Here is a 24364-nt window from a genome sequence, read left to right on the forward strand (position 1 = left end):
AGAGCTACGCTTTACCCACTTCTAGTACTTCAGCAAGTCGTACTGGCGATGTGAAACCAGCCAGATTGAGTAGTACATTGCCATCTCCCTTGCCAAGCAGCACACTGTTCACGTTCGCGTAACTGGACACTTGGAATTCGGAGTTCTCGCCATCCAGCAAACCCGACGCTTTCACGTTGTACTTGCCAGCCGGCAATGGGTTTCCTTCTTCGTCTTTGCCGTCCCATTCAACACGTGTATCACCTGCTGGTTTAGAGCCGATATCAAATGTGCGAACCAATTGACCCACTTCGTTCTCAACACGGATCATGACATTGTCAATCGCCTGAGGAAGCTTAACCATTGCCGCCATACCGCCATCACCGGGCTTTACACCTGCCGCACCAGGTACCAAGACATCACGGCCAACCAAAGAGGATGCCTGCAGTGCTTGGTTAGAGGTCATTGATGAATTCAAGCTTTCAAACTGTGAATTCATTTTGCCAATGCCATCTACGGTTGCAAATGAAGCCATTTGCGCAATCATCTGGTCATTGCTAACCGGCTTGAAAGGGTCTTGTTGGGCAAGTTGCTTAGTCAGCAAAGATAAGAAATCTTCTTGTTTAAGATCCTGCTTACCTGTTGTTTCGTCGGGCTTCTTAGCGCCATCTTGAAGACTCTTCAGCTGGTCAACATAGGACAAGCCGCTTTGACCAACATTGTTGTTGATTCCAGCCATTTGCTACCTCCTTATCCTTATTGACCCATCTGCAGCGTACGCAGCAGCATTTGTTTACTCGAATCAGCAACCTGTACGTTCGTTTGATACGCACGTGATGCCGAAATCATGTTAGCCATTTCTTCCATAACGTTCACATTCGGCTTATAGATATAGCCTTCGTTGTTCGCTAATGGGTGGTCAGGGTTGTACTCCGCACTTAGCGGCTTATCGCTTTCAACAATACCCAATACTTTCACAGGCACAGTGTGATCACTGTTGTTTGCCTTATTTAACTCAGCGCCGAACACTGCATGGCGAGCTTTGTAAGTTTCTTCAGCAGAACTACTGACACTGTCCGCGTTGGCAAGGTTGCTCGAGGTCGTATTTAGACGAACGGATTCAGCACTCATCGCAGAACCTGTCACATTGAATACATTAAATAAGCTCATCTAATTATTCCCCTTTAATCGCTTTCGTTAAATTCTTGAACTTACTTCCGAGGAAGTCGAGAGAGGCTTGGTGCCTAATCTGGTTTTGCATGAAAAGGTTTCTTTCCAAATCCAAATCCACCGTGTTGCCATCTCCTGTATCTGGTTGTGTAGGAATTCGATACTTCGTTTCCCCGTTCACCGTTGTTGAGGCAGAAATATGCCGACCATCTGTACGGCTAAGACCAATGCTTGCCCCAGAACTTGCCGCTTGCAGTGATTTATTGAAGTCTAATCCCTTTGCCTTATACCCCGGCGTGTTGGCTTGCGCGATATTGGTGGAAAGCACCTCAGCGTTACGCTCACGTACACCAACTGTGTGCTGGTGAATGCCTAAAGCATTGTCAAAAGAAATAGCCATCTAAACCTCAACTCAAGAACTGACTGTGATGGGATAACCAAAGCAATATATATACCAACTTTAAAAATCAAAGCAGGCGATAGCTATTTGCCTTGGAGACTCATCGATAAACTTGCAATATACAAGCCAAAAAATAGAGTAAATTGGAATGTCACTCTGACTTAAAGATATAACTCAAACCGCCAAAAGAAAACCCAGCACTTGGCTGGGTTTTGAATCTAGACAGTAACGTTACACCTTATATTGGTACCACTCATTACTTTAATTTGTAGATGATACCCGGGTTACAGCGGACCATTTCAAAGCGATCCGTTAAGCCGGTTAGCGATTCTGACGCCCCGAGCAATAAGTAGCCACCCGGATTAAGACTATTCGCCATCTGGTTAAGTACCTTTGACTTCATATCTGGTGAGAAGTAAATCAGCACATTACGACAGAAAATGATGTCGAACTTACCTAACAATGCATAGCTGTCCATCAGGTTCTGAGGACGGAAGTTAACCATGCGCTTAACGTTATCCTTGACTTTCATGCGGCCATCGCCCGCATCTTCAAAGAACGTACGACGTCGCTCAGGAGACAGCCCTCGCCCCAATGCCAAATTGTCGTATGAGCCCGTACGACACATATCCAACATACTTGCTGAGATGTCGGTGGCGGTAATCGATACACTTGGCAACATACCCGGCTTACGAGCTTGAGTTTCAAGGATCGTCATTGCCATTGAGTAAGGTTCTTGGCCTGAAGAGCTTGCCGCTGACCAAATCTTAATCGGACGTTTATTTGCCGCTATTTCCGGTAGGAGCTTATCCGCAAGCACAGCAAACGGGTAAATATCTCGGAACCAAAGTGTCTCGTTGGTCGTCATAGCATCCACCGCTGCGACTCTCAACTCACGATTTCGACCAGTGACCACATCTCTCAACAAATCCGATAGCGACGCTAAGTTAAACTTCGCGACTAATGGGCTTAAACGGCTGCGTACCAAATACTGCTTGCTATCACCTAATACAATGCCACATTGAGATTCTAAGAAACGGCTGAAATCGCGATATTCTTGATCACTTATTGTTATAGCAGTCATTAATGTCTCTTTTAGTTAGTTAACGCAGTTTTCACCGCTGCACCAAGCTCATCAGGGTTAAATTTCGCGATAAAGGAGTTAGCTCCAACCCGCTCAACCATAGCTTGGTTAAATACACCACTCAATGATGAGTGTAAAATTACGTATAAATCTTTGAGCTCTGCGTGACGACGAATCTCAGCGGTTAGCGTGTATCCATCCATCTCTGGCATTTCAATATCGGAAATCACCAATGAAATCTGATCGTAAATACTGCCCTCAGCTGACATCTGCATCAGTTTCTCGTAGGCTTCTTTCCCATCTTTCACTGAGATCACTTCAAACCCAATTGACTCAATAGCACGTTGAACCTGCTTACGAGCCACCGTTGAATCATCAGCAATTAAGATTCGGCGAACCAGTGGTTTCTCTTGTTCGACTTCAGCAATCTCTTCTGCAATCTTGCTATCCATGATTTCATTAACAGGCGAAATCTCAGCAAGGATTTTTTCGACATCAAGAATTTCTACCAATTCATTATCGATATTGGTGACGGCGGTTAGGTAATTGGCCTTTCCTGCGCCATCTGGCGGTGGAAGAATCGACTCCCAATGCATATTGATAATGCGCTCGACAGAGCTAACTAAGAAACCTTGAATGGTACGGTTAAACTCAGAGATAACTACAAAACACTTTTCAACATCGGTTGTAGGGCGACCACCAATGGCTAAGCTCAAGTCAATCACAGAGATCGTTTGACCGCGAATATGTGCTACACCTTTAACCAATGGGTTCAAGTTTGGCATTCTTGTCAGCTTAGGACATTGGAGTACTTCTTTTACTTTAAAGACATTAATGCCATAACGCTGTCGCCCCATCAGGCGGAAGGTTAGTAATTCTAATCGGTTTTGACCGACGAGTTGCGTACGCTGATTCACCGAATCAAGAATACCCGTCATGAGCTCATCTCCATATCAAACTATTTAGGATAAAAAGTGTTAGTCTATTACAGGCTACGAACGACCAGAGAAACAGAGTAATGTACTATAAAGCAAAATTATCTCCTTTTTCCATAGCAAGGTATAGAGCGACTTTTAAAAGTGTTGCTAAGTTTATCGGCATTTTATCAATATTGTTTAGTTTTTTTGTACAAGCTGCGACTCCAGAACAAATTGAACTGATTCAGTCTGCTGCAGAGCAGCACCTCCTTGATACCATAGAGCAACCACAAGGTGGCGAGCTCTTGGTTAATGCCGCCAATATTGACTCCAGAGTAAAAGCAACGGACTGTCCTGTTCCTTTGGAAACCAGCGCCTCCATCACCTCGAATACTCGCAGTAGTATTACGGTTTTAGTGCAATGCATCCCTGATGAATGGCGAATTTATGTGCCGGTACGCCTGTCGATGTCGGTACCACTGGTCACGACGACACGCTCACTAGCAAGAGGGGAAATCGTCGGTCAACATGACGTGACCACTACGATGGTTGCTCTGAACCAATTTCGTCGCCAGGGCTTTACTGCTCCAAATCAGGTTATTGGTGCTAAGGTAAAAAAGAACTTGCGCCTTAGTGATATCGTCGAAAGGGGCGATATCTGCGTGGTATGCCGAAACGAGAAGGTTATCATACAGGCAGTGAAAGGTGGCATGACCATTACCACCAAAGGCACAGCTTTGACCGATGGATCTATGGGCGATCAAGTCAGAGTTAAGAACGACAAATCAAAACGTATCATTGAAGGCATTGTAACCAACATGTCTGAAATCACGGTTTACTTTTAACGCGTTGCTTATCACCCTTAACTCAAAAAACTAGCGCTATTTGTTGGTTAATTTTTTACCAACAATTAGGCTATAATAGCGCTACAACGTGGTTTTGCTCCTTTTCGACGAATGGGTTAAAAATTGCTAAAGTAATCGAACCCTTGGTCGATATTGACTGTACAGGTTCCCATTTTTGAAGAAAAAGGCTTAACTATGGCAGGCATTGATAACATACGTTCAGGGCAGACCCTAACGACCACTAACCGATCCACAGCGCGCTCAGACTCTAGCTCTCAGGCTGCTCGCTCTGATGTTGCGGCAAAATCACCGGTTAGTAAAGATGCTGTATCTCTAAGCCAGCAAAGTAAAGCCATTGGCCAACTTCACCAAGATATGGCCGCCCAGCCAAGCTTTGATGCCGCAAAAGTTGCCGCAATCAAAGAAGCAATAACCAACGGCTCTTACACAGTTGACCCTGAAAAACTGGCGGACAACATGCTCAAATTTGAGAACGAACTAAAAAATCTTTAAGCAACGAACCAGTGCCATACTCAAGGGCTACCTCCTTAAGGAACTGGTTGTAAATAGTTAAATAGTTAAATAGGTATAGCAGGTTCACATTATGGCGGCACTCGCAGACTTAGTTAATTTCCAACTTCAAAATGCCAAAGCCTTATCTGATCTTTTGAATTCAGAGAAAGCCGCTATCACCAGCAGAAAATCAAACGATATTGAACAAATCGCTAAAAAGAAAGTGGTACTGGTTGAACAGTTAAGATCAACCGATCAGCGAATCGCAGCCCATAGCAATATCTCTGAGCTAACCGAGAACCCTGAACTTGCTCAGTTAGTCACCAAGATCCAATCCATAGTGCACGATTGCCAACAATTGAACCTTGTTAATGGTGAAGCCTTGAATCGAGCCCATGTCAGTTTCAAAAAACTCAGTAACATGATGCAACAAAGCCATGGCAAGATAGGCATGACCTACAATGCCGGCGGCCAAACGCATACGATTTCGACACTGGGAACCAACCTGAAAGCCTAGTTAGGCACCACCTCTTAGCAACCACACACTCCTTGCCTGTATCTGTATCTGTATCTGTATCTCAGCCTAACCTTGACACATTATGGATGTGTATAAACCGATAAAGACAAAAAGCGGCAAGCATTTTCATAATTGCCGCTTTTTACTGATACTCGCTGTTGATTGCCGCTGTGCTACCTGGAAAGCAAGAGACCGCTCATGAAAGCAAGTACTATTTCATTACGCTAGAACAGAGTTTGCTGTCTCTTTTCCGGTACAGCTTGCACTTCACCATAGCTACGAAGCTGTTCCATTTTAAGAATATCGAGCTGAAGCTCAGTCACGTAACTGTCTCCTACTGGATAACTACGCACCACCTCAGCACCACGAATTACGCCATCTACCGCACCTAAAGTGCGCTCTGTACCAAGACGCTGATCTTCCAGCGCAGCTCGGCCGCTGACTCGCATACCATAAACTTGCTCGGCCAATTCACGGTAAGCATCAATTTTCGAAGCTCTCATCGCTCGGATACGCTTTTCTTCGTCGTTGCGACCGGTTTGTTCACTGATACTGGCGTAACCAACCGCAACCAAGAAATCGTCAGGTCTCATACTCTGCAGCGGTTGGCAGCCAACCATCAAAAATGCGATGACCAGCAAAAATAACTTCTTCATGTCCAACTCCTAAGGGCGCAAAATAACGGTGTATGGCTGGCTGATCGTTGGATCAGAGCGGATGATAACGCCATCTTGCGTTCGAATACTGTTCAAGGTATCTAAGTCTCGACCAATGCGATCTGCTGGTAAGAAACCTTGTGCTGATGCGACCACAATACGAGTTTGCATGCCAATAACACGAGCATTCACCAAGACTCCCCCTTCTTGGCGAAGCATGGTACCTGTCAGTACGTATTGGACATCTTGCTCTTGGGCTAGGTCTTTCCAATCTCGGCTTAACGCAAAGTCACCCTGCTGAGTCACTTGGATTGAACCGGTAGTTTTAAAATCAACCACTTTAAAGCCACGACGCTGAAACTGATGAATGAAACCTTCCGATACCGAGTTACCAAGCCAATTTGTTGTGTCCATATGCTGCAGATCTACAAACGAAGTAATCGCGATAGGGGTTCTTGCTGAGATACTGGTATTGGAAACGATCAGATCTTCCGTCATGCTTTCAACAAAAAAATCCATGGTATGACGAGGGCTGTCCATCAACATAAACTTGCTGCCTGAATACTCAGACTTGCCATTATAGACAGGTGAATAAGCGCATGATGTCATTAGGATGACACTCATTAACACGAGCCAATTTTTCATTCTCTTATCTCCAGATATATTTAGTGCATACCGCTCCAATTTGTTCTCACCATTATTATTTCGATGGATTACAATGTTGGAACAGTCTTTGCTTTTCATTCACTGTTTAGATTAAGAAAAGCAGCACCTAAGTCAGCTTCAAGCTTATATTTGTTAAGCAATATTTATACCCAACTGGTAATGAATGGATGAAAAAAATAATTTCCTACTTATTTTCAATAAGTTCACTGATAATCATAAACTTCAGTGCGCATGCCTCATGGTATGAAGTTACCGGCACAGCGGCCATCGTATCGTCAGAAGATGCGGCGAGGATCCACGCACTAGAAGATGCCGTCTATAAAGCGGTTCAGTTTTCAGGCGCAGACATCGGCAGCATCGCCAATCTAACGCCCTATCTAGATAGCAACAAAAAAGAATTTCAATTTACCAACCACGAAGTGCGTTATATCTCAGTAACAAATGAGAAGAAAAGCAGTGGGACATTAATGATCACCGCAAGGGTCGATATCTATCCTTCGGCAAATGCTTGCCATGAAAGCCAATACAAGAAAACATTTTTGGTCGGCAATATTGATGTTGCCTCCCCTCAGCAAGCGGTCATGGGCCGAGTCTATAATATAGGTGCCGATTTCGGCCACGTCGTCGGTCGTCAGCTAGCGCAAGAATCTCGTAGCTTTGTTTCTGTTGGAACCACGGCCTATGACATCGATAAACGTCGCCCAGATGTGATCAAAATGATTGCACAAGACACGGGGGCTCAGTACATCATTGGCGGTGAGATCACTGATTTAACTGCGACCATCGAATCAAAATTGCTTAAAGATGACATCATTAATCGTCAATTTGCATTAGAGATGCAGCTGTTCGATGGTAAAACGGGACACGAGATTTATAACCGTAGCTATCGCGAAGTGGCGAAGTGGCCATTCGCCAAAACCAGCGAAGTCGACACTCGTAGCGCTCGTTTCTGGGCATCAACCTATGGCACGATGATGCTCCGCGTTAGCCGTAATATTATGCTGGACTTGGAATCCGAAATATCTTGTAAGATCACCCTTCCAGAAGTTGCCGCTGTATTTGGCAACACGGTGACCATTGATTTAGGTCGACTGCATGGTGTTCAACAAGGTGACAGGCTCCAACTTTGGCACACGGGGTCTTTTATCGATCAAAGAGGCTTACCACGTAATAAAGTCTCTCAAAGCGATATCACCCTGACGGTTTCTCGCATTTACGAAAACGAAGCTGAGCTTACGATTGACCAACCAAGCCTTGCAGGAAGCATTCAAATTGGTGACGTCATGCAGAAAATCATGTAGTTAGAGTCGATAAATACCGCTCTCTCAGTCAAGCCTTAATCATGCACTCTTACTCGTTAAACTCTATAAGAGAATTAAGGCTTACTTTTTTATCGGCATTAGTTTCGGTTTTGCCGTATTTGGCGTATTTGGCGTATTTGGCGTAATCTAATTAATAACATAATCATCATTTAGCAAGCTATGAGTGAAAATAATCTAATTGGTGCTACCGGTTACCGCTTTATATCGAAAGGCAAAACCGCTTTTAAGATTCACATCCACACACCTGAAGATACAGTACTACATAGGTCTGTTGGCTTTGTTCGTATGGGCGAAGATAAAGCGCTCAAGAAAACCATCAAACTAAGAGATGAGCTAGGTAGAAAGCTCTGGGGCAAGTTCTGGTCAAAGATCCTAAAAGAGCCCTACCTTATGACCCGTTTGCCTCATAGTTTAGAACCTAAAATTGTATTCAAGCCGAGTCCGACCCAGAGTGATCCAGACCACCGCGATGAGTGTTACATCGCTAAATGGCGTTCGTTCTCTGAGAACGGCAACTACAAGTACAAAACCAAGGTCTGCTCCATAAAAAAACATGGGCGGCTTGCCGCTTACAGCCAAACCAAAAGAGCGCTACTGGATGCCCACAAAGACGTGATTGATCTGCTGATCTTTATGGGCCGATTAAACAGTATCGATCTGAAGTAGCCCTAAATGTTAAACGATGCAATAGAGTTGCTATATTTGATGGATCAAGGCCTTCAAACTAGAGTTTAGGCTGGCTAAAAGATCAGGCAGTATCCTCGTATTCGCCCCCCTCTGCCGCTAAACCCATTATGCTACTCATTATAAAATCACTGAGCACACCAACCAAGGACGCCTTAAAGGTTGCCCTAGCATTTTGTTTAGCTATCTTCCTCGCGCTGTACTTTAACTTTGAGAAGCCTTATTGGGCGGCGATGGTGGTCAATGTCTTGGCCATCACTGATACTCTTACTGCAGGCAAGAAAAAAGGTGCTCTCAGATTATTGGGGACACTTTGTGGCGCGTTTGTCGCGCTTTGGTTAATCGCTGTTTTTGGACAAGATCGATATTATTTTTTAGCAAGCGCCGTACTGTTACTCGCAATTTGTATATACATGGGTTCCGATCCGGTCATCGGTTACGCTTATACTATGGGTTTTATGGTCTGCATCCTGCTGGCGATATCTGGCAGCTTTGATGGTGTCGCTACATTTAATATTGCGGTACTACGGCTGCAAGAAACACTGCTTGGCTTCGTGGTCTATACGACCATCTATAGCATGGTTTGGCCTGAGGATGATGACACACGCTTTAACAACGAAGTCAGTGTTGTTTTAAAAGCAATGTCTCCGCTGATTCATTCACTCGCTTACAATAATGCAGTGCAGCGTTTCCAGTTACACGCGAGCTGCGAGTTAAATATTGAAAGCCCGACCTTCAAAGCGCTGAACGATCTAATGCGCTTACCCGATTTGCGTGGCCGTATGCCTGCCAGAAAGCAGTGGAAGCATCAACAGCAAACTCAAGCAATCTGGGTTGCCAAGCAATTACTTCAAAACGCTCATGAGCAAGGGCTTAGTCACAATGATTTTTCGATACTTAACCAAGCCATGGCTTTTATTGAAGCATCATCGGTTAATATCGATAACAAGCCACCTTTTCCAGAGGCAGTCAAACAGTTCTACCAGGATAACTTTAAGAAAAAGCTCTTATTTAGCCGACTGCTTGACAACAATCAGCAACGATTACGCAATACGTTAGTTGGCACAATGAGCTTCATCTCAGCAATTCTAATCTGGATATACCTGCCGATAACATCGGGAAGTTTGTTCATTATTGACAGTGCCATTTGCGCGGTAGTATTAAGTAATATGCCTAAACAAATGATAAAGCACTGGACCATTGGCTACTTAGCCTTTGGGTCACTGTTCCTCATTCAATATGTTCTACTGTTACCTTCGATGACCGAAATATGGCAGTTAATGGCATTTTACTTTGTCAACGTCTTTGCGTTGTATCGCCTATTCGCTGGTAATCAGTGGATAGTCTATCGAATTCTCGGGGGCAACCTATTAGTGATGATTACCATGAGCGCAACGCAGCTTGTGCCTGTTTATGACATCACTACCCCCTTGAATCTACTCGTTTATATGATGATTGCACTGGCTTTCATCCGCTTTTACACCCGCCTTATACCACGTAAAAGTTAACTCTCTCTACCTCACATAAAGACCACTAAGGCATAAAGTAATGGAAATAAGTAAACGCTCTGCGCTAGTCGTTATCGACCTGCAACAAGGTATCGTTGATCAACTACCGGAAACCATGTCCCGACCAGTCATAGAGAACAGCCTTGCTCTCTGCGATGCATTTGTTGATGCTGATTTACCCGTAATTATTGTTAATGTAGCCGGTCGTCCACAAGGCCGAACTGAACTGCAAAATAAAGCGGCTCAGCCTGACGCATCAAAAACCGTATGGGGAGAGGTCATCGAAAGCCTGCGCCTAAAGCCTAATTATCGCTATCTAACCAAATATTCTTGGGGCGTATTTACCAACACAGATCTGGATAAGCAGCTTTGTGAGCAAGGTATTACGGATATTTATCTGACTGGGGTAGCAACAAGTATTGGGGTTGAATCAACGGCAAGACAAGCATTTGAACTGGGTTATAACGTGGTGACTGTCGAAGATGCGATTGCAGATATGAACCCAATGAACCACCAGCACAGCTGTCAAAATATATTCCCAAAAATTAGTGTCTTAGTAAAAACTCAAGACTTGCTATAACGGCCTCGTCCTAAAATACGTTGACAGTATTTTTATTAAACAATAAAAAGCCGACAGCGAATTAAGCTGTCGGCTGATGATCGTTCTATCTCAAACAAAAGAAATAAAATTAAGCGTTAGCTTCACGCTCAGCGATGAACTCAAGAGCCATCTTGATTCGAGCAATTACGCGCTCTTTACCCACAAGCTCCATCACAGCATCAACAGAAGGAGACTGACCGCCGCCTGTTACTGCTACGCGAAGTGGCATACCGATTTTACCCATGCCGATCTCTAGCTCTTCACATACAGCTGCAATCACACCGTCTTTGATGTTCGCAGTCGTGAAATCTTCAAGCGATTCAACTTTAGCAAGAGCAAGCTCTAGTGGGCCTTTAGCCACGCCGCGTAGGTGTTTCTTCGCTGCGCCCGCTTCAAACTCAGAGAAATCTTCGTAGAAGTAACGAGATTGCTCAGCAAGTTCGATAAGTGTGTTACAACGCTCGCCAACTAGCTTGATCACTTCAGTGATAGCTGGACCGTTTGTTGTATCGATCTTCTGTGCGTCTAGGTGCCATTGCAAGTATTTTGCAACGTACTCAGGCTCAGAAGTTTTGATGTAGTGGTTGTTCAACCAAAGTAGCTTGTCAGTGTTGAATGCAGATGCAGACTTGCTGATTGCGTTTAGGCTGAAGAACTCAATCATCTCTTCTTGAGAGAAGATCTCTTGGTCACCGTGAGACCAGCCTAAACGAACTAGATAGTTGTTTAGTGCATTTGGTAGGTAACCTTCGTCGCGGTATTGCATTACAGATACAGCACCGTGACGCTTAGACAGTTTCGCACCGTCATCACCAAGAATCATTGCACAGTGAGCGAACGTTGGAACTGGCGCGCCTAGTGCTTCATAGATGTTGATTTGACGAGGTGTGTTGTTGATGTGGTCTTCACCTCGAACAACGTGTGTGATCCCCATGTCCCAGTCATCCACTACCACTACGAAGTTGTAAGTAGGAGCGCCGTCTGTACGACGAATGATTAGGTCATCAAGTTGGCTGTTAGCGATTTCGATGCGACCACGGATTTGATCATCAAATACTACACTGCCTTCTTTAGGGTTACGGAAACGGATAACGCACGCATCGCCTTCTTTTGCTGCTTCGTTTGCAGCAACAATTTTAGGGTGGTTCGCATCGTAGCGAGCCATTTCTTTGTTTTCTTCTTGCTCTGCACGAATTTCATCAAGCAGCTCTTTAGACGCGTAGCATTTGTATGCTTTGCCTTCAGCTAGTAGTTTATCAACCATTTCGTTGTAACGGTCAAAACGCTTAGATTGGTAGTAAGGACCTTCGTCCCACTCCATACCCATCCATTGCATGCCTTCTAGAATTGCATCAACCGCTTCTTGAGAGTTACGCTCAAGGTCTGTGTCTTCGATACGCAGAACGAATTCACCGCCTTGATTCTTAGCGAATAGCCAAGAGTAAAGTGCAGTACGTGCACCACCAACGTGAAGGTAGCCAGTTGGGCTAGGAGCAAAACGAGTTTTAACCGTCATTTAAATACCTTAGAGATAATGTGCAGTTGCAATTAAAGTACGAACTGCGGATACAAGGATAAAGTGGCCATATTTTACCACCCTAAGGTAAATCTACAATGCTAGAAATTATTTTAAATTACGCATCGCCCACTGCATAAACTCTTGCTGTTGCTCGGCGTCCAAATCAGAAAACCCATTTTGTAATGCCGCGACACTGCCTATCGAAGACTTAGCAAGCATCATTTTAGGTTGTCCCGTGACATCATTCCCCGCTTTAGCATTGTAGTCAGCGACTTCACGCTCATAATCACGAAAGCCTTGTAGGCCCCCTTTATTCATCTGGACGAGTTCAAAATCAACCGCTTCCCCGTCGCTTGTCGTCAGCGTAAGTGCTGGCGATCGTTCAAACTTTTTCGCATCGTCGATGGTCCTAAATGTCTTGTAGTGAACCGACAGCGATTGACCTTGCTGCGCATCAAAATTCAATAACAGCGGCTGTGAGTCGAACTTCCTGCGTTTACCATCTTCGAAAACAATTTGACCAACGGTCAGCGCCAGTTGGTTGTCACCCTCTTTTAATGCCAACGTATTTTTGGCCTTAAAATGAGAAGGTTCGATGGCTTCACCATTGAGCACCTGAGGAACAATTTCTTGTTGAAGGGTGAGAGAGGCACTCGCCAACGCTAGGGATGAAAACAACAATGGGAGTGCACCGAGCATTAAAGAGTTTTTAAGTTTCATATGATTACCTATATTAACGAGCAAAGGGCATGACTCGCATACCCTTGATTTACACTGCATTAAGCCAAAAGCTTACGCATGATAGTTTCAGATTCTGATTAGAAGTAGTACTCAACCCCCACAGAGAACTCATCGTAGTCTGCTGATTTCCAACGTTCACCAGAGTTATCAATCATTTGAGCGCCATCACCGAAATCTAGAGTACGCGCACGAACATAAAGGACAGCGGAAGGGTCAACGAAGTACATAATTTGTGCAGACAACACATCATCGCCAGTATTGTCGATGGTACGCCCATCACGCTCCAGATCGAAGTTGGCCGCATAGCCGAGTTTGTACTGCCAATCGCCTGTTGTGTACATCAAGCCTGCCGACATTGCGTCTTGCTTTTCATTCGTGCCGTTATTCGCACTCGCTTCCATCATTTTGTATTGTGCGAAGAAAGAAATGCCATTCTCAAACCAGCCTTGAAGACCAACTAAATAGGTATCGTTGTCCCAAAGGTGCTGGGTTATGACCTTGTCATTTGAATCTTTAATTGATTCAGATTCAATGTTGCGGTTACCCTCATACGCCAAATCAAATTGGATTGGTCCCAGTTTGTAGTGTGCAGCTATACCGCCCCAGTAATCATTACCTTCACCTAATCCCGCTTTATCGCCCGCACCAACCGCGACATCAAACGAAAGCGCATCGAAGTACATTGGGCTATCCCAACGAGCCGTGTTCGATTGACGATCTTGGTATTTCGCACCACCGATCGCGCCCCCCCAGTCAAATACGTCTCCTAGCCCTGGATTAGAGGCTGGCCAATCGACCAACTCGTACAGCGGCGTCAACACACGACCTAAACGAAATTGGCCAAGTGATTCACTTTCAAAACCAACAAAGGTGTCACGCTCACCTAACCCAGCGCCTTCTCCGCCAAAGCTTGGGTCGACATACCCCCCCTCAATTTGCCAAATAAAGGTTGGCCCAAAGTTAGCAAAATCTGTCTTACCACGGAAACCAATACGTGATTCGTTATTAAGCTGTGCGCCACCAAGATTGTCATCTGTCGCACTGTTGCCTGAATCATAATCACGATAAGCCGCTTGCATGGCAATAATGCCGTACACTTCGTATGAAAAAGCATCTTTGGTTAAGAATTTTGTTGCTGCGTCGTTATCTACACCATCAGCGTAAGCGGCACCGCTTAACATGAAGGTTGAAACTGCCGCGCCGAGTAAAGTCCTTTTAAAAGTAGACATAATATTAACCCCTATATATTCATTATTATTTTCTCGCTGTTCAGTAATGCATTAGCCAGCAATACGTTAACGAGTATTCATTTTTGGACGAGGTCAATATTGCAAACTTTTTTTTCTTAGAAAAACATTGGCATGGCAACTTTGAAGTACTTCAAAATCAAGAAACACAAAAACAAATAAATCAACTTAAATCAACACTTTAAATGGAAAACATAAAAGAAAATTACGTCAAATTAATTTTAACGTGTGACACGTACTCCACTTTTTCGAGAGAAAATGGCAAATCAACTAACACGAATAACACAAAACCCTAATATTCAGATGACCTTTACCTTTATTGAGGAGAAACTTTGAAGTGGCTCGCAACTCAAAAGCCATCAAGATCTCTCATTCGCGCTAATTTGACGTTTTGATCTCTATTGATTGCACCTTCAAATAGCCCTTGACCTTACCCTTACGGCAAGGTTTATGGTATGTAATAGATAAGAATTGGAGTATCGATATGAACCATTACACAACCACGCTCAACGGCCTAAATTGCATGGGTTGTGCAAAAAAAGTCCGCACACTATTTGAAAACCTCGACAATACGAAGATCAATAATATATCAACGACATACATCGACATTTCGACTCCCTTAACTTACGTTCAACTTAACCAACAGTTAGCGACTCTCGGCTATAGCATAGGGAATAAACGGCACCTTTCGCTATCCGGTCTTAACTGCGGCAAGTGTGTGAATAAGCTGACTCAAGCGCTTGAGAAAACCGAACAAACCGCCGATCTAGCCGTCACCAAACATGAATTGTCATTGCTCACTCTGCAAACTGAATCGGAGGTGATCGCGCTTGTCGAAAACGTAGGCTATCACGCCGCTCCTTACGCGAAGTCCAAGGATGTTTTGGCCAGCCTTGACGAAAATAAAGACGAGAGCCAAACACTTCCCCCATCAGCAAACAGCCAAGATAAAACCACAGCTAGCCAATATAGCTACCACCTTGTTCTTGAAGGTATGACGTGTGCAAGCTGCGTTTCTTCGGTCGAAAAAGCACTAACACAGAACCCGTTTGTCGACCAAGCGCAGATCAACCTTGCCGAGCAGACCGCCTTAGTTTTTAGCGCTCAACCACGAAACATCATTGAAAACGCTCTTATAGAGTCCGTTAAAGCCGTAGGTTATAGCGCGGAATTCGTTGACGACGCGGTAACTCAACAGCAAAAACAACAAGAGCAGCAACTTCGTACTCAACAAGCCTTTCTTAGAAACTCAATCAGTGCGTTAGTAATCGGTGCTCCGCTGATGGCATGGGGCATGTTCGGAGGCAGCATGACCATTGCCACATTAAACGATCAACTGGGCTGGGGATTCATCGGTGTCCTTTGTTTGCTACTGCTGGCAACCTCAGGTCGCAGCTTCTTCACTAATGCTTGGCAATCGCTGATGCATAAACGTGCCACTATGGATTCTCTGGTTGCCCTTGGTACTGGGGCGGCATGGTTCTATTCGATGTTGGTGGTCTTGAGCCCTTCGTGGTTCCCTGGAGCCTCGCGTCATGTCTATTTTGAAGCAAGCGCGATGATTGTTGGTCTTATTTCTTTGGGCCACTATATTGAAGCCAAAGCCAAAGCGCGCACCACTAAGTCGTTACAAGCACTGATAAACTTACAGCCGCAACAAGCTGTAGTGATGATCAACGGTAATCAGCAAACCATCGCTGTAGAAGCGATCCAAGTGGGTATGCAGGTGCGAGTAAAACCGGGAGAAAAGCTACCGGTTGATGGCATCGTGGTATCGGGGGAGTCTTATATCGATGAATCGATGCTGACCGGGGAACCGCTTCCAAACGTTAAAGCCATCAATGACGGCGTCTCTGCAGGCACCATTAATGGGGATGGTAGCCTGATCATTGAAGCAACAGGAGTGGGATCAAGCACTATGCTGGCTCGAATCATTCAAATGGTTCGCCAAGCGCAAAGCAGTAAACCGGCCATAGCTAAGCTTGCTGACTCGATCTCTGCTGTATTCGTTCCAGTGGTGGTCGCCATTGCCGCCGCTGCTGCGTTAGTTTGGTTCTTAGTCGGCCCCCAGCCAAGCGCCAGTTACATGCTTGTGGTCTCCACTACCGTCCTGATCATCGCTTGCCCCTGTGCTTTGGGCCTAGCCACGCCACTTTCCATTACCGTAGGGGTGGGTAAAGCGGCTGAACTTGGCGTGCTAATCAAAGACGCCGATGTACTGCAATCGGCCAGTAAGATTGACGCTGTGGTGTTTGATAAAACGGGCACGCTGACCCAAGGTAAGCCTATAGTGCAACGGGCTTTTTATCCTAATCTCGCTGAGCAAGAGTTGCTAGCTTACGCCTATTCGGTCGAGGTTGGATCTGAGCACCCACTCGCGAAAGCTGTTTGCCAATACGCCGAGCATCAGCAGATAGCGCCCCTCCCCCACCGTGAATTCAAAAATCACCGTGGCCTAGGGGTTCAAGCAACAATTAACCACAAAAACATTCAAGTCGGCTCGCTTAAATACCTCACCCAGTTAGGCATTAATACCAAAGCTGGTTCGGAGTTTATTGAACTTTGCCAATCAAACGCATGGACGCCCATCTTGGTGGCTGTGGATCAACAACTAGAAGGGATATTGGCAATTTCAGACGCACTAAAAATCGACAGTAAACAAGCGATTACTCAACTAAAGTCCGCCGGAATTCACACTGTGCTATTAACCGGCGACAACGACTCTGTTGCTCAGGCTATTGGCCAAAGCGTCGGTATTGATGAGGTGATATCTGAGGTGCTTCCTGAGCAAAAAGCTCAACATATTGTTCAGCTTCAACAGCAATACCAGAGCGTCGCTATGGTCGGAGATGGCATTAACGACGCGCCAGCGCTTGCTCAGGCTGACATAGGTATCGCAATGGGCAGTGGCAGTGATGTCGCGATCGAGAGTGCACAAATGACACTCCTCAACTCGTCGCCACTTTCTGTAAGTAACGCGATAGAGCTATCCCAGGCGACCGTGAGAAACATGAAGCAAAATCTCTTTGGTGCCTTCATCTACAACTCGCTTGGCATTCCAATTGCAGCCGGTGTGCTCTACCCGTTTTTTGGATTTTTGCTTAGCCCAGTAGTTGCAGGCGCAGCGATGGCAATGTCGTCAATTACTGTGGTAAGCAATGCCAATAGGCTACGTTTGTTCAAACCAACTCATTCTAATAACCATATTCATGAGGTTAACCATGATTCGTAAAGTTGTGACTCTTACTGCACTCGCTGCAATTTCAGGACAGGCTTTGGCTTCTGATGTTTTAAACCATAAATCTCCATACTGTGGCTGCTGCACAGCATGGACAGAGCATATGCGTGATGCTGGATTCGATGTGGCAGAGAAGCTCCACGATGATATGAACCCTATCAAGCAAAAGTTAGGCGTAGTGCAAGAGCTGGCTTCTTGTCACACGGCAGAGATCGACGGTTATGTATTTGAAGGACACATTCCAGCAGAAGACGTAAAAGCTTTTTTAGAAAACCCACCACGTAATGCGATTGGTTTGGCGGTTCCGGGTATGCCGATGGGCTCACCGGGGATGGAGTATGGCGATAAGAAAGAAGAATACTCTGTGTACGCATTTAATGATAAAGGTCAGGTGTTTGAGTACCGTCACTACAAAGGCAACTAAAGAACACGAACACTAAGATAGAAATGAAAACATAAAAATAGAGCCTAGTATTAAGCAAACCCAAGAGTATGGTTTACTTACTAGGCTCTTTGCTTTTGGACAGTAAAGCAAACTGGTCACGGCACCAGCCAGGTTGTCAGTGCCGCGATATTCTCATCACGAATTTAATGAGCTAATAATTTAATCGACTGAGCAGCCAATTGAATCTATTAGAATGCGAAAGTACCACCAATAACCATCGCGTTATTCTGACCATCGAATTTTTGACCTGGGTAAGCATCGTCTGTTAAGTCAAGGCCGTTCGCTTGTGAACGGTACTCAATGTATGGTTGAAAATCACCTTGACGAGTCCATGTTAAACGCAGCTCGTGGTCCATAACATCTGATTCAGTCATGTAAACGTTGTTGTAAGAAACACGTAATGGAGCATCTTGCACTTGATATGCAAATGTAGTATCTACACGGTAATCGTTATCTTGCTCGCTATCCTCTGGAAGATGTGCACGAAGACGGTTTGCCCAGCTAAAGCCATTGTCCATGTCGTAGCCAATTTTCATAAGAGGACGGAACTGAACTGTATCACCGTTTTGTAATAAATGTTGGTAACCAACACCTACCCAGAAGCTATCAGTGATAGTGAAACGCTGTTCACCACCAATAGTAATAAATGGGCTAAACTGACCTGCACTGCCAGGCTTATTTACAATGTTACCCATTTGTATACCATCGATCTCAGCATAGATAGTCGCACCACCTAGACCATTCGCAAATGTATGACCAACTTCTAACGTAGAAGATACATCTGTACCATGAAATCGGCCATCGTCGTGGAACTGAACATTACCGGTTACGTAAGTATTTTTCGCTGTGCTTTTCTCTGTTAGTTGAACATTTTCACCAAACTCGTCAGCCATAACAGGAGCTGCAACAGCAGAAGCAAGAGCTGTCAGTGCAAATAGTTTTTTCATATGTAGTCTGCCTTTTCATAAAGTAAGTAACGGTGCTTATGAGAATGTCTTTCTTGTCACCGAAAAGTGTTTGCCTCCCTGGCATGAAATTGATGTTGCTTGAATTAATTTTCGTTGAAAAATAAAAGAACTCACAGGGTGATCGTCATCACTATCAAAAAAGATAAAATAATTTAACATTTTAAAATCAACAACTTAGAAAACACAAAAATAACCACTAAGTTCATCACCACAAAGGAAATGAGATTCAGGTCACATCATTTCACGTAATGGAATGCGATTGAGATAACTCAGTCACGCTGGATTTAGAGTTTTTTACTAGTAACTTATTTCCCAAAGATAACAATGGGATATGTGTCACATCCTATACAGCATTCTCCCTAGTTATATTGTTGGCAATATAAGCAAAGGCTGTTTCTATAGGCGGAAGATTAAAAGCAATTGATGGTTTGACTGAAACAAAAAAACACCCACCATTATCTCAATGAGATAATGGTGGGTGCTTATTATTGATATTTTTATTTATTATTTTATAGAAGTCACTCGGCTGACTTTTTCTCCACTTTCTGAGATAGAACGAAGGTAAGTTTCACCCACAACCGATGGGCGTTGCAGCTCATCATACGTTAGCCAGTTTTCACCATCCGCTGAGTATTGAAGCTCTACACCAGGGAATTGAACGTTCATTGCAAGCTTGCCATCAACCACTTTTGCACCCGGAACTGGCAGTCGGTAATCAATCCCCGCTTTTTCAAGCTTCGCTAATTCACGCTGACCGACAATATTCGCAAAGCGATTAAAGTCGCTGTTTAGAGCTTGCTTATTCACTAGGTTAGTTTCTTGAGAATATTCAACGCCCACTTTGTAGTCGTTTTCCCAATCCGCTCTGTGCCATGCGCGCTCTGCTGCTGCCAGTACGCGAGGGAACACCATGTATTCATACTGCTCGTCAGTACGTACTGTTTCAGACCAAAGTTGTGCAGACAAACCGTAGAAAGGTTTTGCTTCAATCTCGCCTTTACCAGAGAAGCCATTGCCGTCGCGGTCTAATGATGTTTCGGCGTTTTGCGGCATATTCTCGGGAGCAAAGCCGAACATTTTTCGCGTGTCAGTGGCACGCGTTGCCCAGTAGTAACCACGCTCTGCGGCATCAACTTCGTATGGCATATCCATGTATACATAATCTGGGTTAGACACAATTACGTCATAACCTTTTGCTGACCAGTCGTATACAGATGAAGTGCCGCCCCAGTAAAGAACGTCCCAAAAGTTCACGCGAGTAGTTTCAGTCGCAAATGCTTTCTCGCCTTCGCTGTATTTCAGACCATCTTGCCATGCTTGGAAATGAGGAATGCCTTTGTCAGCAACAATCTTAGATACTTGCTCTGCAAAGTGACTTGGCAGATGACCGAAGTCACTTACAGTTCCATCAGCGATCAAAGACTGACACTGTGGAGACTGTTGGAATGGCTTATCTTGCTTAGACAAGTCGATATTGCCTTTCCAAGCTACTTTATCTTCTGCATTAATATCTTGTAAGCCAGCGCCTAGCTTGATGTTTTTCGCTTCATCGCCGCCAAAGTGCCAAGTCGTTAGTGGTACGCCTGCTTCTTGGTGCATTGCCGCAACTTCAGAGATAACTTTATCTACAAAGTGAGTAGAAGATTCCATACATGGGTTAATAAAGCTTTGCTTATCGTAGAACTGAACCGTGGTTACATTTGATGTATCTTGTGGATCCATCAAGCGGTATTCATTCGCTTCTGCTTCTTTACCTTCCGCCATTAGGCGAGTGTAACGCGCTTCCATTGATACCACAGCTGAACGAGCGTGCGCTGGCATATCTATTTCTGGAATTACTTCGATGCTGCGCGCTTTTGCGTAGCTTAAGATCTCGACGTAATCCGCTTTACTAAAGAAACCAGAGCCAAAGTTATCTGTTGTTGGACCAGAACCTAGCTGAGGCAGTAAACAGCTTTGCTCTTCCAAATCAAAACAACGATTAGATCCTACATCCGTTAGCTCTGGTAAACCTGGGATTTCTAAACGCCAGCCTTCATCATCTGTTAAATGAAGGTGCAGTTTATTCATCTTGTAGGCCGCCATTTGGTCTAGCGTTGCTAGGATGGCCTCTTTTGAGTGGAAGTTTCGAGCAACATCCACCATCACACCACGGTAATCAAAGCGCGGTGCATCTTTGATCGACAGTTGTGGTAATGATTCAGCGTTCTGACTGTCTATTAGGCCAAAAATAGACTGAACTGCGTAGAAAGCACCTGTTTTATCAAACGCTTTAATCGCAATCCCCTCTTCCGAGATGCTTAGTTCATAAGCGCCAGATTTTGCTAAATCACCCGTAAACTGAGTAGGAACAACGGTAACACTTACTGGAAGGTCACCACTCACCTCTACGTTTACCACATCTGCACGTTCTTCAATTGCAGCGAACTGATCAGCATCAAATGCGTCTTTTGGTAGGGCAATACCACCAGCAATGCTCACAGATCCTTCACCCGCTTCTACCGACATTGGCGTTGGTAATAGCGTTGTTGATACATCTTGAGTTGCTAGATCAGCATTCTTTTCGAATCGCGTTACCGCTGTAGCCATTACGTTATTGTCATCAGGTGTACGTTTAAGGTTGTTACCCTCTAGGCCCGTTACGAATGACGCGACGTCTTCCGTATTCAATGAAGCAATCACCTTAGGTTCTGCGTTTGGCGCCGTTACGAATGCACCCGGCATGAAGTCGGTTTCAAACAGTTGCCAGTATTCACTCGTCAGCGGAAGAATCACTTCTTCACCCGCAGCAAAACCATCGAACTGATCTGTAGGTTCTAGTTTGTGTAAGTCTCCGGTTACGCGAGTGATTTTAAATTGTTCATTATCAACATCTAAGATCAGGCGAATACTATGGAAGTAGATGGCCCAATCTTTTGAATCAATAGCCTCTCCGTCGTTAATTAGCGTCATGTTTACTTTGTTACATGACGCCCACTCCGCGCCTAAATCCTGACAAGCCATGCCTTGATTTGCACCGTGGTTAGTCAAAATTTCATATTGCACATCAAGGTTTTCAGCCAATGCGTTAACCACCTGTTGCTCTGGTGCTTGTGTTGCCGCACACCCCGTCAAACCCGCCAGTACCGCTACAGATAGTAAGTTTCTCTTCAACATCGTATTCACCCATAAATTTAAAAACTGAGTAAGAAGCAAAATGGAGCGCTTCAAAAGTTAGATAAACTATATGGTTTTATTTTTCATCGTAAATTAAATCAAACTAAGAAAGTGATCGGCTTCAAACCTAAAAAAATCAAAAGGCAATAATTAATTTAAAATCAATTATTTAAAAATTAACGGCACTTACGTCACTTTTATTTTGACGTAAAGTTTGGGCGATGGATCACAAGGTTTTTAATCATCGCTCTCAATTATTGCGATTGATAAACAGAAAGGTTTGGGAGTGAGCAACTATTGTTATACTTTTGATCATCACAACGTGACATTGTTCTCATAAAAATCCGTTTAAAAACGCCGTCAAAATCATAATTAACGAGTTTATGACTTTCTGTTTGTTACTTTCTAAAGGAGCTAACTTTGCGCATCTATTGGTACCTTACGTTACTCACTCTCACCCTTACAGCCTCGCAAGCAATCGCAGAACCTCTTTACTGGCAAGCAAAGAAAGAGGACCTGAAGTTGACCATTCTTGGTTCTGTTCATGTAGGAAATGAGAGCATGTACCCTCTCCCTTCCGCTATCATGAATACGCTACAAGAGAGCGATGGACTAATTATTGAAACGGATGTCAGAAAGTCTGAAGGTGTCGTTTATCCTGCCAGCAAAGTGTTGACCCAAGACGTACTCGATGAACAACAAACACAACGGCTGATCAGCATATCTCAGTCACTGGAAGTCAATTCACAACTCCTACTCAGCTCACCACCTTGGGCAACGTCATTATCAATACAGGCGCAGCAATTAAACCATCTTGGCTACGAGTCAACCGCAGGCGTTGATAGTACATTAGCTTACCAAGCCACCCTTCAAAACTTTCCAGTCATTAGCTTAGAATCGCTTCAATTTCAAATAGATCTAATAACGGGACAACCAGATTCTGGGAAAGAGTGGTTACTGAGCAGCCTTGAAGAGTTCGACCAAATTGGCAGTGCCACGCACTGTTTAATAGAGAGCTGGAAGTCAGGAGATCGAGCTAAGCTCGAACAATTCGCAAAACAATCAGAGATGTCGCCTGAACTAGAAAAAGCATTCTTAACCGATCGCAATATCGACTGGGCAAACAAACTATCAACCAATGATTGGAAGCTCGACTCAAGCGGAAACTACTTGGTCGTGGTCGGCACCTTGCACCTGATTGGCGAAGGTAATCTTTTGCAGTTGTTACAAAATGAAGGTTTTAGTGTCTCTCAGTTATCGAAAAGCGAGCAAGCCCAATGTGAATTTGAGAGTAAAACTGACGGAGAAGAATAGATAGAGCGCTTATTTGAATGCTGGTAAACCCACTTATACCAATCACAGTAAGTAAGTGTTCAGAAATAGCGCAGGAAAAATGCTTAAGAACAAGGCGGCTCTTTTCGATAAGAAGTTTCGATAAGTAGTTATTCTACAATCAAAAATTCTAACGCAGTTATCGAGTGTTTTAACAAGCTAGGGTGACCAGTTATTTGCTACGATTGGTATTAGTTTCAAACCCATTTCTATTCCCTGAAACGACGAAAGCCTGCTCAATGAGCAGGCTTTCTTTGTGTGGTCGGTGAAGAGGGATTCGAACCCCCGACCCTCTGGTCCCAAACCAGATGCGCTACCAAGCTGCGCTATTCACCGAGATATCTAATGGGCTGATTGCCTGTCGATGGAGCGTATAATACGGATTCTGAATTTATCCGCAAGCGCTTTTTCACTCTTTATTTGCAATATCGAACTGTTCGAACAAAAGACGTACAGATTAAGTGCTAGCGTGACGAAAAACACACAATCACCAACAAACATTTAACTTATAAGGCCTATTTGATCCAGATCAGTGAATAGATAGGCCAAGCTTATACATTCAGCCTTATCACATGAGTTTGAGGTATAGACATGGACTTTTGGCTAGATCTACTATTTGGCAATGCGGTGGGACTATCTTCAATGATCGTCATCTTTGGGGCTCTCGGTCTGATGATGTTCTATGGCGGTTTCTTCATCTATACCCGTACTCATTGAAGGTGCTTGATTTTTAGTAAAATCAGGATCATGCTACGAACTATGATAATTACACTGACTCATCAACAGAAACTACAGCTCGAACAAATGCACGACATTGAACGGGATAGTCGAGTTTGCGACCGTATTAAGGCTGTTT

22 protein-coding genes, 1 tRNA gene and 2 pseudogenes are annotated in these 24364 nt (G+C 44.4%); 12 read left to right on the forward strand and 13 right to left on the reverse strand.

Annotated features, from left to right (window positions below; translation table 11 throughout):
- Nucleotides 1–4 precede the first annotated feature (4 nt).
- The 5 genes from flgD to Q1A70_RS01370 form a co-directional block, all read right to left on the reverse strand.
- A complete protein-coding gene (gene flgD / locus Q1A70_RS01350) occupies nucleotides 5–718 on the reverse strand; it encodes a flagellar hook assembly protein FlgD (RefSeq protein ID WP_299686236.1) in 714 nt (237 codons plus the stop codon).
- Between the two features lie 17 nt (nucleotides 719–735).
- The gene (flgC, locus tag Q1A70_RS01355) at nucleotides 736–1149 is read right to left on the reverse strand and encodes a flagellar basal body rod protein FlgC (protein WP_299686238.1); all 414 of its coding nucleotides are present in this window, start codon (nucleotides 1147–1149) and stop codon (nucleotides 736–738) included.
- Nucleotides 1150–1153: 4 nt separating this feature from the next.
- Nucleotides 1154–1549 carry a flagellar basal body rod protein FlgB gene (gene flgB / locus Q1A70_RS01360; RefSeq protein ID WP_009848575.1) on the reverse strand — a complete coding sequence of 132 codons (396 nt, stop codon included), beginning with the start codon at nucleotides 1547–1549 and terminating at the stop codon, nucleotides 1154–1156.
- Nucleotides 1550–1805: 256 nt separating this feature from the next.
- Nucleotides 1806–2633 (reverse strand): protein-glutamate O-methyltransferase, encoded by an 828-nt coding sequence (locus Q1A70_RS01365; protein WP_299686241.1) that lies wholly within the window; start codon nucleotides 2631–2633, stop codon nucleotides 1806–1808.
- An 11-nt stretch (nucleotides 2634–2644) separates the two neighbouring features.
- Nucleotides 2645–3571: a chemotaxis protein CheV gene (locus Q1A70_RS01370; RefSeq protein WP_299686243.1), complete on the reverse strand. Its 927-nt coding sequence runs from the start codon at nucleotides 3569–3571 to the stop codon at nucleotides 2645–2647.
- 80 nt (nucleotides 3572–3651) lie between these two features.
- On the opposite strand from Q1A70_RS01370, the gene flgA reads away from it, so the two are divergent.
- The 3 genes from flgA to flgN all read left to right on the forward strand — a co-directional run bounded on the left by flgA (nucleotide 3652) and on the right by flgN (nucleotide 5425).
- On the forward strand, nucleotides 3652–4395 hold the full coding sequence (gene flgA / locus Q1A70_RS01375) for a flagellar basal body P-ring formation chaperone FlgA (RefSeq protein WP_299686245.1): 744 nt from the start codon (nucleotides 3652–3654) through the stop codon (nucleotides 4393–4395).
- Nucleotides 4396–4590: 195 nt separating this feature from the next.
- Nucleotides 4591–4908, forward strand: a complete 318-nt coding sequence (gene flgM / locus Q1A70_RS01380) for a flagellar biosynthesis anti-sigma factor FlgM (protein ID WP_299686247.1) — start codon at nucleotides 4591–4593, stop codon at nucleotides 4906–4908.
- A 91-nt stretch (nucleotides 4909–4999) separates the two neighbouring features.
- Complete coding sequence (gene flgN, locus Q1A70_RS01385) at nucleotides 5000–5425, forward strand: flagellar export chaperone FlgN (RefSeq protein ID WP_299686249.1); 426 nt, start codon at nucleotides 5000–5002, stop codon at nucleotides 5423–5425.
- Nucleotides 5426–5649: 224 nt separating this feature from the next.
- Here flgN and flgP read toward each other — a convergent pair whose 3' ends face one another.
- On the reverse strand, nucleotides 5650–6081 hold the full coding sequence (gene flgP / locus Q1A70_RS01390; RefSeq protein ID WP_299686251.1) for a flagellar assembly lipoprotein FlgP: 432 nt from the start codon (nucleotides 6079–6081) through the stop codon (nucleotides 5650–5652).
- A gap of 9 nt (nucleotides 6082–6090) precedes the next feature.
- A complete protein-coding gene (locus Q1A70_RS01395) occupies nucleotides 6091–6726 on the reverse strand; it encodes a FlgO family outer membrane protein (protein ID WP_299686253.1) in 636 nt (211 codons plus the stop codon).
- A 188-nt stretch (nucleotides 6727–6914) separates the two neighbouring features.
- On the opposite strand from Q1A70_RS01395, the gene Q1A70_RS01400 reads away from it, so the two are divergent.
- The 4 genes from Q1A70_RS01400 to Q1A70_RS01415 all read left to right on the forward strand — a co-directional run bounded on the left by Q1A70_RS01400 (nucleotide 6915) and on the right by Q1A70_RS01415 (nucleotide 10841).
- Nucleotides 6915–8048, forward strand: coding sequence for a flagellar assembly protein FlgT (locus Q1A70_RS01400; RefSeq protein WP_299686254.1), 1134 nt, complete (start codon nucleotides 6915–6917; stop codon nucleotides 8046–8048).
- Nucleotides 8049–8228: 180 nt separating this feature from the next.
- Nucleotides 8229–8735, forward strand: coding sequence for a Fe3+-citrate ABC transporter substrate-binding protein (locus Q1A70_RS01405; RefSeq protein ID WP_299686256.1), 507 nt, complete (start codon nucleotides 8229–8231; stop codon nucleotides 8733–8735).
- Nucleotides 8736–8863: 128 nt separating this feature from the next.
- Nucleotides 8864–10261: an FUSC family protein gene (locus Q1A70_RS01410; protein WP_299686258.1), complete on the forward strand. Its 1398-nt coding sequence runs from the start codon at nucleotides 8864–8866 to the stop codon at nucleotides 10259–10261.
- A gap of 40 nt (nucleotides 10262–10301) precedes the next feature.
- Entirely contained in the window at nucleotides 10302–10841 is a 540-nt protein-coding gene (locus Q1A70_RS01415; RefSeq protein WP_299686260.1) for an isochorismatase family cysteine hydrolase, read from the forward strand.
- A gap of 109 nt (nucleotides 10842–10950) precedes the next feature.
- Here the strand turns inward: Q1A70_RS01415 and gltX are convergent, their stop codons facing one another.
- The 3 genes from gltX to Q1A70_RS01430 form a co-directional block, all read right to left on the reverse strand.
- Nucleotides 10951–12378, reverse strand: coding sequence for a glutamate--tRNA ligase (gene gltX / locus Q1A70_RS01420; protein ID WP_299686262.1), 1428 nt, complete (start codon nucleotides 12376–12378; stop codon nucleotides 10951–10953).
- Between the two features lie 108 nt (nucleotides 12379–12486).
- Nucleotides 12487–13080 carry a DUF2057 domain-containing protein gene (locus tag Q1A70_RS01425; RefSeq protein WP_299686280.1) on the reverse strand — a complete coding sequence of 198 codons (594 nt, stop codon included), beginning with the start codon at nucleotides 13078–13080 and terminating at the stop codon, nucleotides 12487–12489.
- Between the two features lie 119 nt (nucleotides 13081–13199).
- Nucleotides 13200–14351 carry a porin gene (locus Q1A70_RS01430; RefSeq protein WP_299686264.1) on the reverse strand — a complete coding sequence of 384 codons (1152 nt, stop codon included), beginning with the start codon at nucleotides 14349–14351 and terminating at the stop codon, nucleotides 13200–13202.
- Nucleotides 14352–14819: 468 nt separating this feature from the next.
- Between Q1A70_RS01430 and Q1A70_RS01435 the strand changes: the two are divergent.
- Together Q1A70_RS01435 and Q1A70_RS01440 are read left to right on the forward strand one after the other, a co-directional pair.
- Nucleotides 14820–17601 (forward strand): annotated as a pseudogene (locus tag Q1A70_RS01435) (heavy metal translocating P-type ATPase).
- On the forward strand, nucleotides 17591–18031 hold the full coding sequence (locus Q1A70_RS01440) for a DUF411 domain-containing protein (protein ID WP_299686266.1): 441 nt from the start codon (nucleotides 17591–17593) through the stop codon (nucleotides 18029–18031). The pseudogene Q1A70_RS01435 and the gene Q1A70_RS01440 overlap by 11 nt, the downstream one beginning before the upstream one ends.
- A 209-nt stretch (nucleotides 18032–18240) precedes the next feature.
- Here Q1A70_RS01440 and Q1A70_RS01445 read toward each other — a convergent pair whose 3' ends face one another.
- Both Q1A70_RS01445 and Q1A70_RS01450 read right to left on the reverse strand, forming a co-directional pair.
- A complete protein-coding gene (locus Q1A70_RS01445) occupies nucleotides 18241–18999 on the reverse strand; it encodes an oligogalacturonate-specific porin KdgM family protein (protein ID WP_299686268.1) in 759 nt (252 codons plus the stop codon).
- 525 nt (nucleotides 19000–19524) lie between these two features.
- The gene (locus Q1A70_RS01450) at nucleotides 19525–22176 is read right to left on the reverse strand and encodes a beta-N-acetylhexosaminidase (RefSeq protein ID WP_299686270.1); all 2652 of its coding nucleotides are present in this window, start codon (nucleotides 22174–22176) and stop codon (nucleotides 19525–19527) included.
- Nucleotides 22177–22596: 420 nt separating this feature from the next.
- On the opposite strand from Q1A70_RS01450, the gene Q1A70_RS01455 reads away from it, so the two are divergent.
- Nucleotides 22597–23490, forward strand: coding sequence for a TraB/GumN family protein (locus tag Q1A70_RS01455; RefSeq protein ID WP_299686272.1), 894 nt, complete (start codon nucleotides 22597–22599; stop codon nucleotides 23488–23490).
- 277 nt (nucleotides 23491–23767) lie between these two features.
- On the opposite strand, the gene Q1A70_RS01460 is transcribed toward Q1A70_RS01455, so the two are convergent.
- A tRNA-Pro gene (locus Q1A70_RS01460) sits at nucleotides 23768–23844 on the reverse strand.
- Between the two features lie 255 nt (nucleotides 23845–24099).
- Here Q1A70_RS01460 and Q1A70_RS01465 point away from each other — a divergent pair.
- The gene (locus tag Q1A70_RS01465) at nucleotides 24100–24225 is read left to right on the forward strand and encodes a DUF3149 domain-containing protein (RefSeq protein ID WP_299686274.1); all 126 of its coding nucleotides are present in this window, start codon (nucleotides 24100–24102) and stop codon (nucleotides 24223–24225) included.
- Nucleotides 24226–24255: 30 nt separating this feature from the next.
- Nucleotides 24256–24364, forward strand: a pseudogene (locus Q1A70_RS01470) (IS630 family transposase); the annotation flags it as partial.

The sequence above is a fragment of the uncultured Vibrio sp. genome (genome assembly GCF_947488985.1).
Taxonomy (GTDB): domain Bacteria; phylum Pseudomonadota; class Gammaproteobacteria; order Enterobacterales; family Vibrionaceae; genus Vibrio.

What these genes read in the sequence shown, in the direction of transcription:
- flgM (WP_299686247.1), top strand. Translation starts at nt 4,591, where the DNA reads ATGGCAGGCATTGATAACATACGTTCAGGGCAGACCCTAACGACCACT.
- flgD (WP_299686236.1), bottom strand. Translation starts at nt 718, where the DNA reads ATGGCTGGAATCAACAACAATGTTGGTCAAAGCGGCTTGTCCTATGTT.
- flgP (WP_299686251.1), bottom strand. Translation starts at nt 6,081, where the DNA reads ATGAAGAAGTTATTTTTGCTGGTCATCGCATTTTTGATGGTTGGCTGC.
- Q1A70_RS01430 (WP_299686264.1), bottom strand. Translation starts at nt 14,351, where the DNA reads ATGTCTACTTTTAAAAGGACTTTACTCGGCGCGGCAGTTTCAACCTTC.
- Q1A70_RS01450 (WP_299686270.1), bottom strand. Translation starts at nt 22,176, where the DNA reads ATGTTGAAGAGAAACTTACTATCTGTAGCGGTACTGGCGGGTTTGACG.
- flgA (WP_299686245.1), top strand. Translation starts at nt 3,652, where the DNA reads ATGTACTATAAAGCAAAATTATCTCCTTTTTCCATAGCAAGGTATAGA.
- Q1A70_RS01395 (WP_299686253.1), bottom strand. Translation starts at nt 6,726, where the DNA reads ATGAAAAATTGGCTCGTGTTAATGAGTGTCATCCTAATGACATCATGC.
- gltX (WP_299686262.1), bottom strand. Translation starts at nt 12,378, where the DNA reads ATGACGGTTAAAACTCGTTTTGCTCCTAGCCCAACTGGCTACCTTCAC.
- flgB (WP_009848575.1), bottom strand. Translation starts at nt 1,549, where the DNA reads ATGGCTATTTCTTTTGACAATGCTTTAGGCATTCACCAGCACACAGTT.
- flgC (WP_299686238.1), bottom strand. Translation starts at nt 1,149, where the DNA reads ATGAGCTTATTTAATGTATTCAATGTGACAGGTTCTGCGATGAGTGCT.
- flgN (WP_299686249.1), top strand. Translation starts at nt 5,000, where the DNA reads ATGGCGGCACTCGCAGACTTAGTTAATTTCCAACTTCAAAATGCCAAA.
- Q1A70_RS01370 (WP_299686243.1), bottom strand. Translation starts at nt 3,571, where the DNA reads ATGACGGGTATTCTTGATTCGGTGAATCAGCGTACGCAACTCGTCGGT.
- Q1A70_RS01445 (WP_299686268.1), bottom strand. Translation starts at nt 18,999, where the DNA reads ATGAAAAAACTATTTGCACTGACAGCTCTTGCTTCTGCTGTTGCAGCT.
- Q1A70_RS01415 (WP_299686260.1), top strand. Translation starts at nt 10,302, where the DNA reads ATGGAAATAAGTAAACGCTCTGCGCTAGTCGTTATCGACCTGCAACAA.
- Q1A70_RS01465 (WP_299686274.1), top strand. Translation starts at nt 24,100, where the DNA reads ATGGACTTTTGGCTAGATCTACTATTTGGCAATGCGGTGGGACTATCT.
- Q1A70_RS01400 (WP_299686254.1), top strand. Translation starts at nt 6,915, where the DNA reads ATGAAAAAAATAATTTCCTACTTATTTTCAATAAGTTCACTGATAATC.
- Q1A70_RS01405 (WP_299686256.1), top strand. Translation starts at nt 8,229, where the DNA reads ATGAGTGAAAATAATCTAATTGGTGCTACCGGTTACCGCTTTATATCG.
- Q1A70_RS01440 (WP_299686266.1), top strand. Translation starts at nt 17,591, where the DNA reads ATGATTCGTAAAGTTGTGACTCTTACTGCACTCGCTGCAATTTCAGGA.
- Q1A70_RS01425 (WP_299686280.1), bottom strand. Translation starts at nt 13,080, where the DNA reads ATGCTCGGTGCACTCCCATTGTTGTTTTCATCCCTAGCGTTGGCGAGT.
- Q1A70_RS01365 (WP_299686241.1), bottom strand. Translation starts at nt 2,633, where the DNA reads ATGACTGCTATAACAATAAGTGATCAAGAATATCGCGATTTCAGCCGT.
- Q1A70_RS01410 (WP_299686258.1), top strand. Translation starts at nt 8,864, where the DNA reads ATGCTACTCATTATAAAATCACTGAGCACACCAACCAAGGACGCCTTA.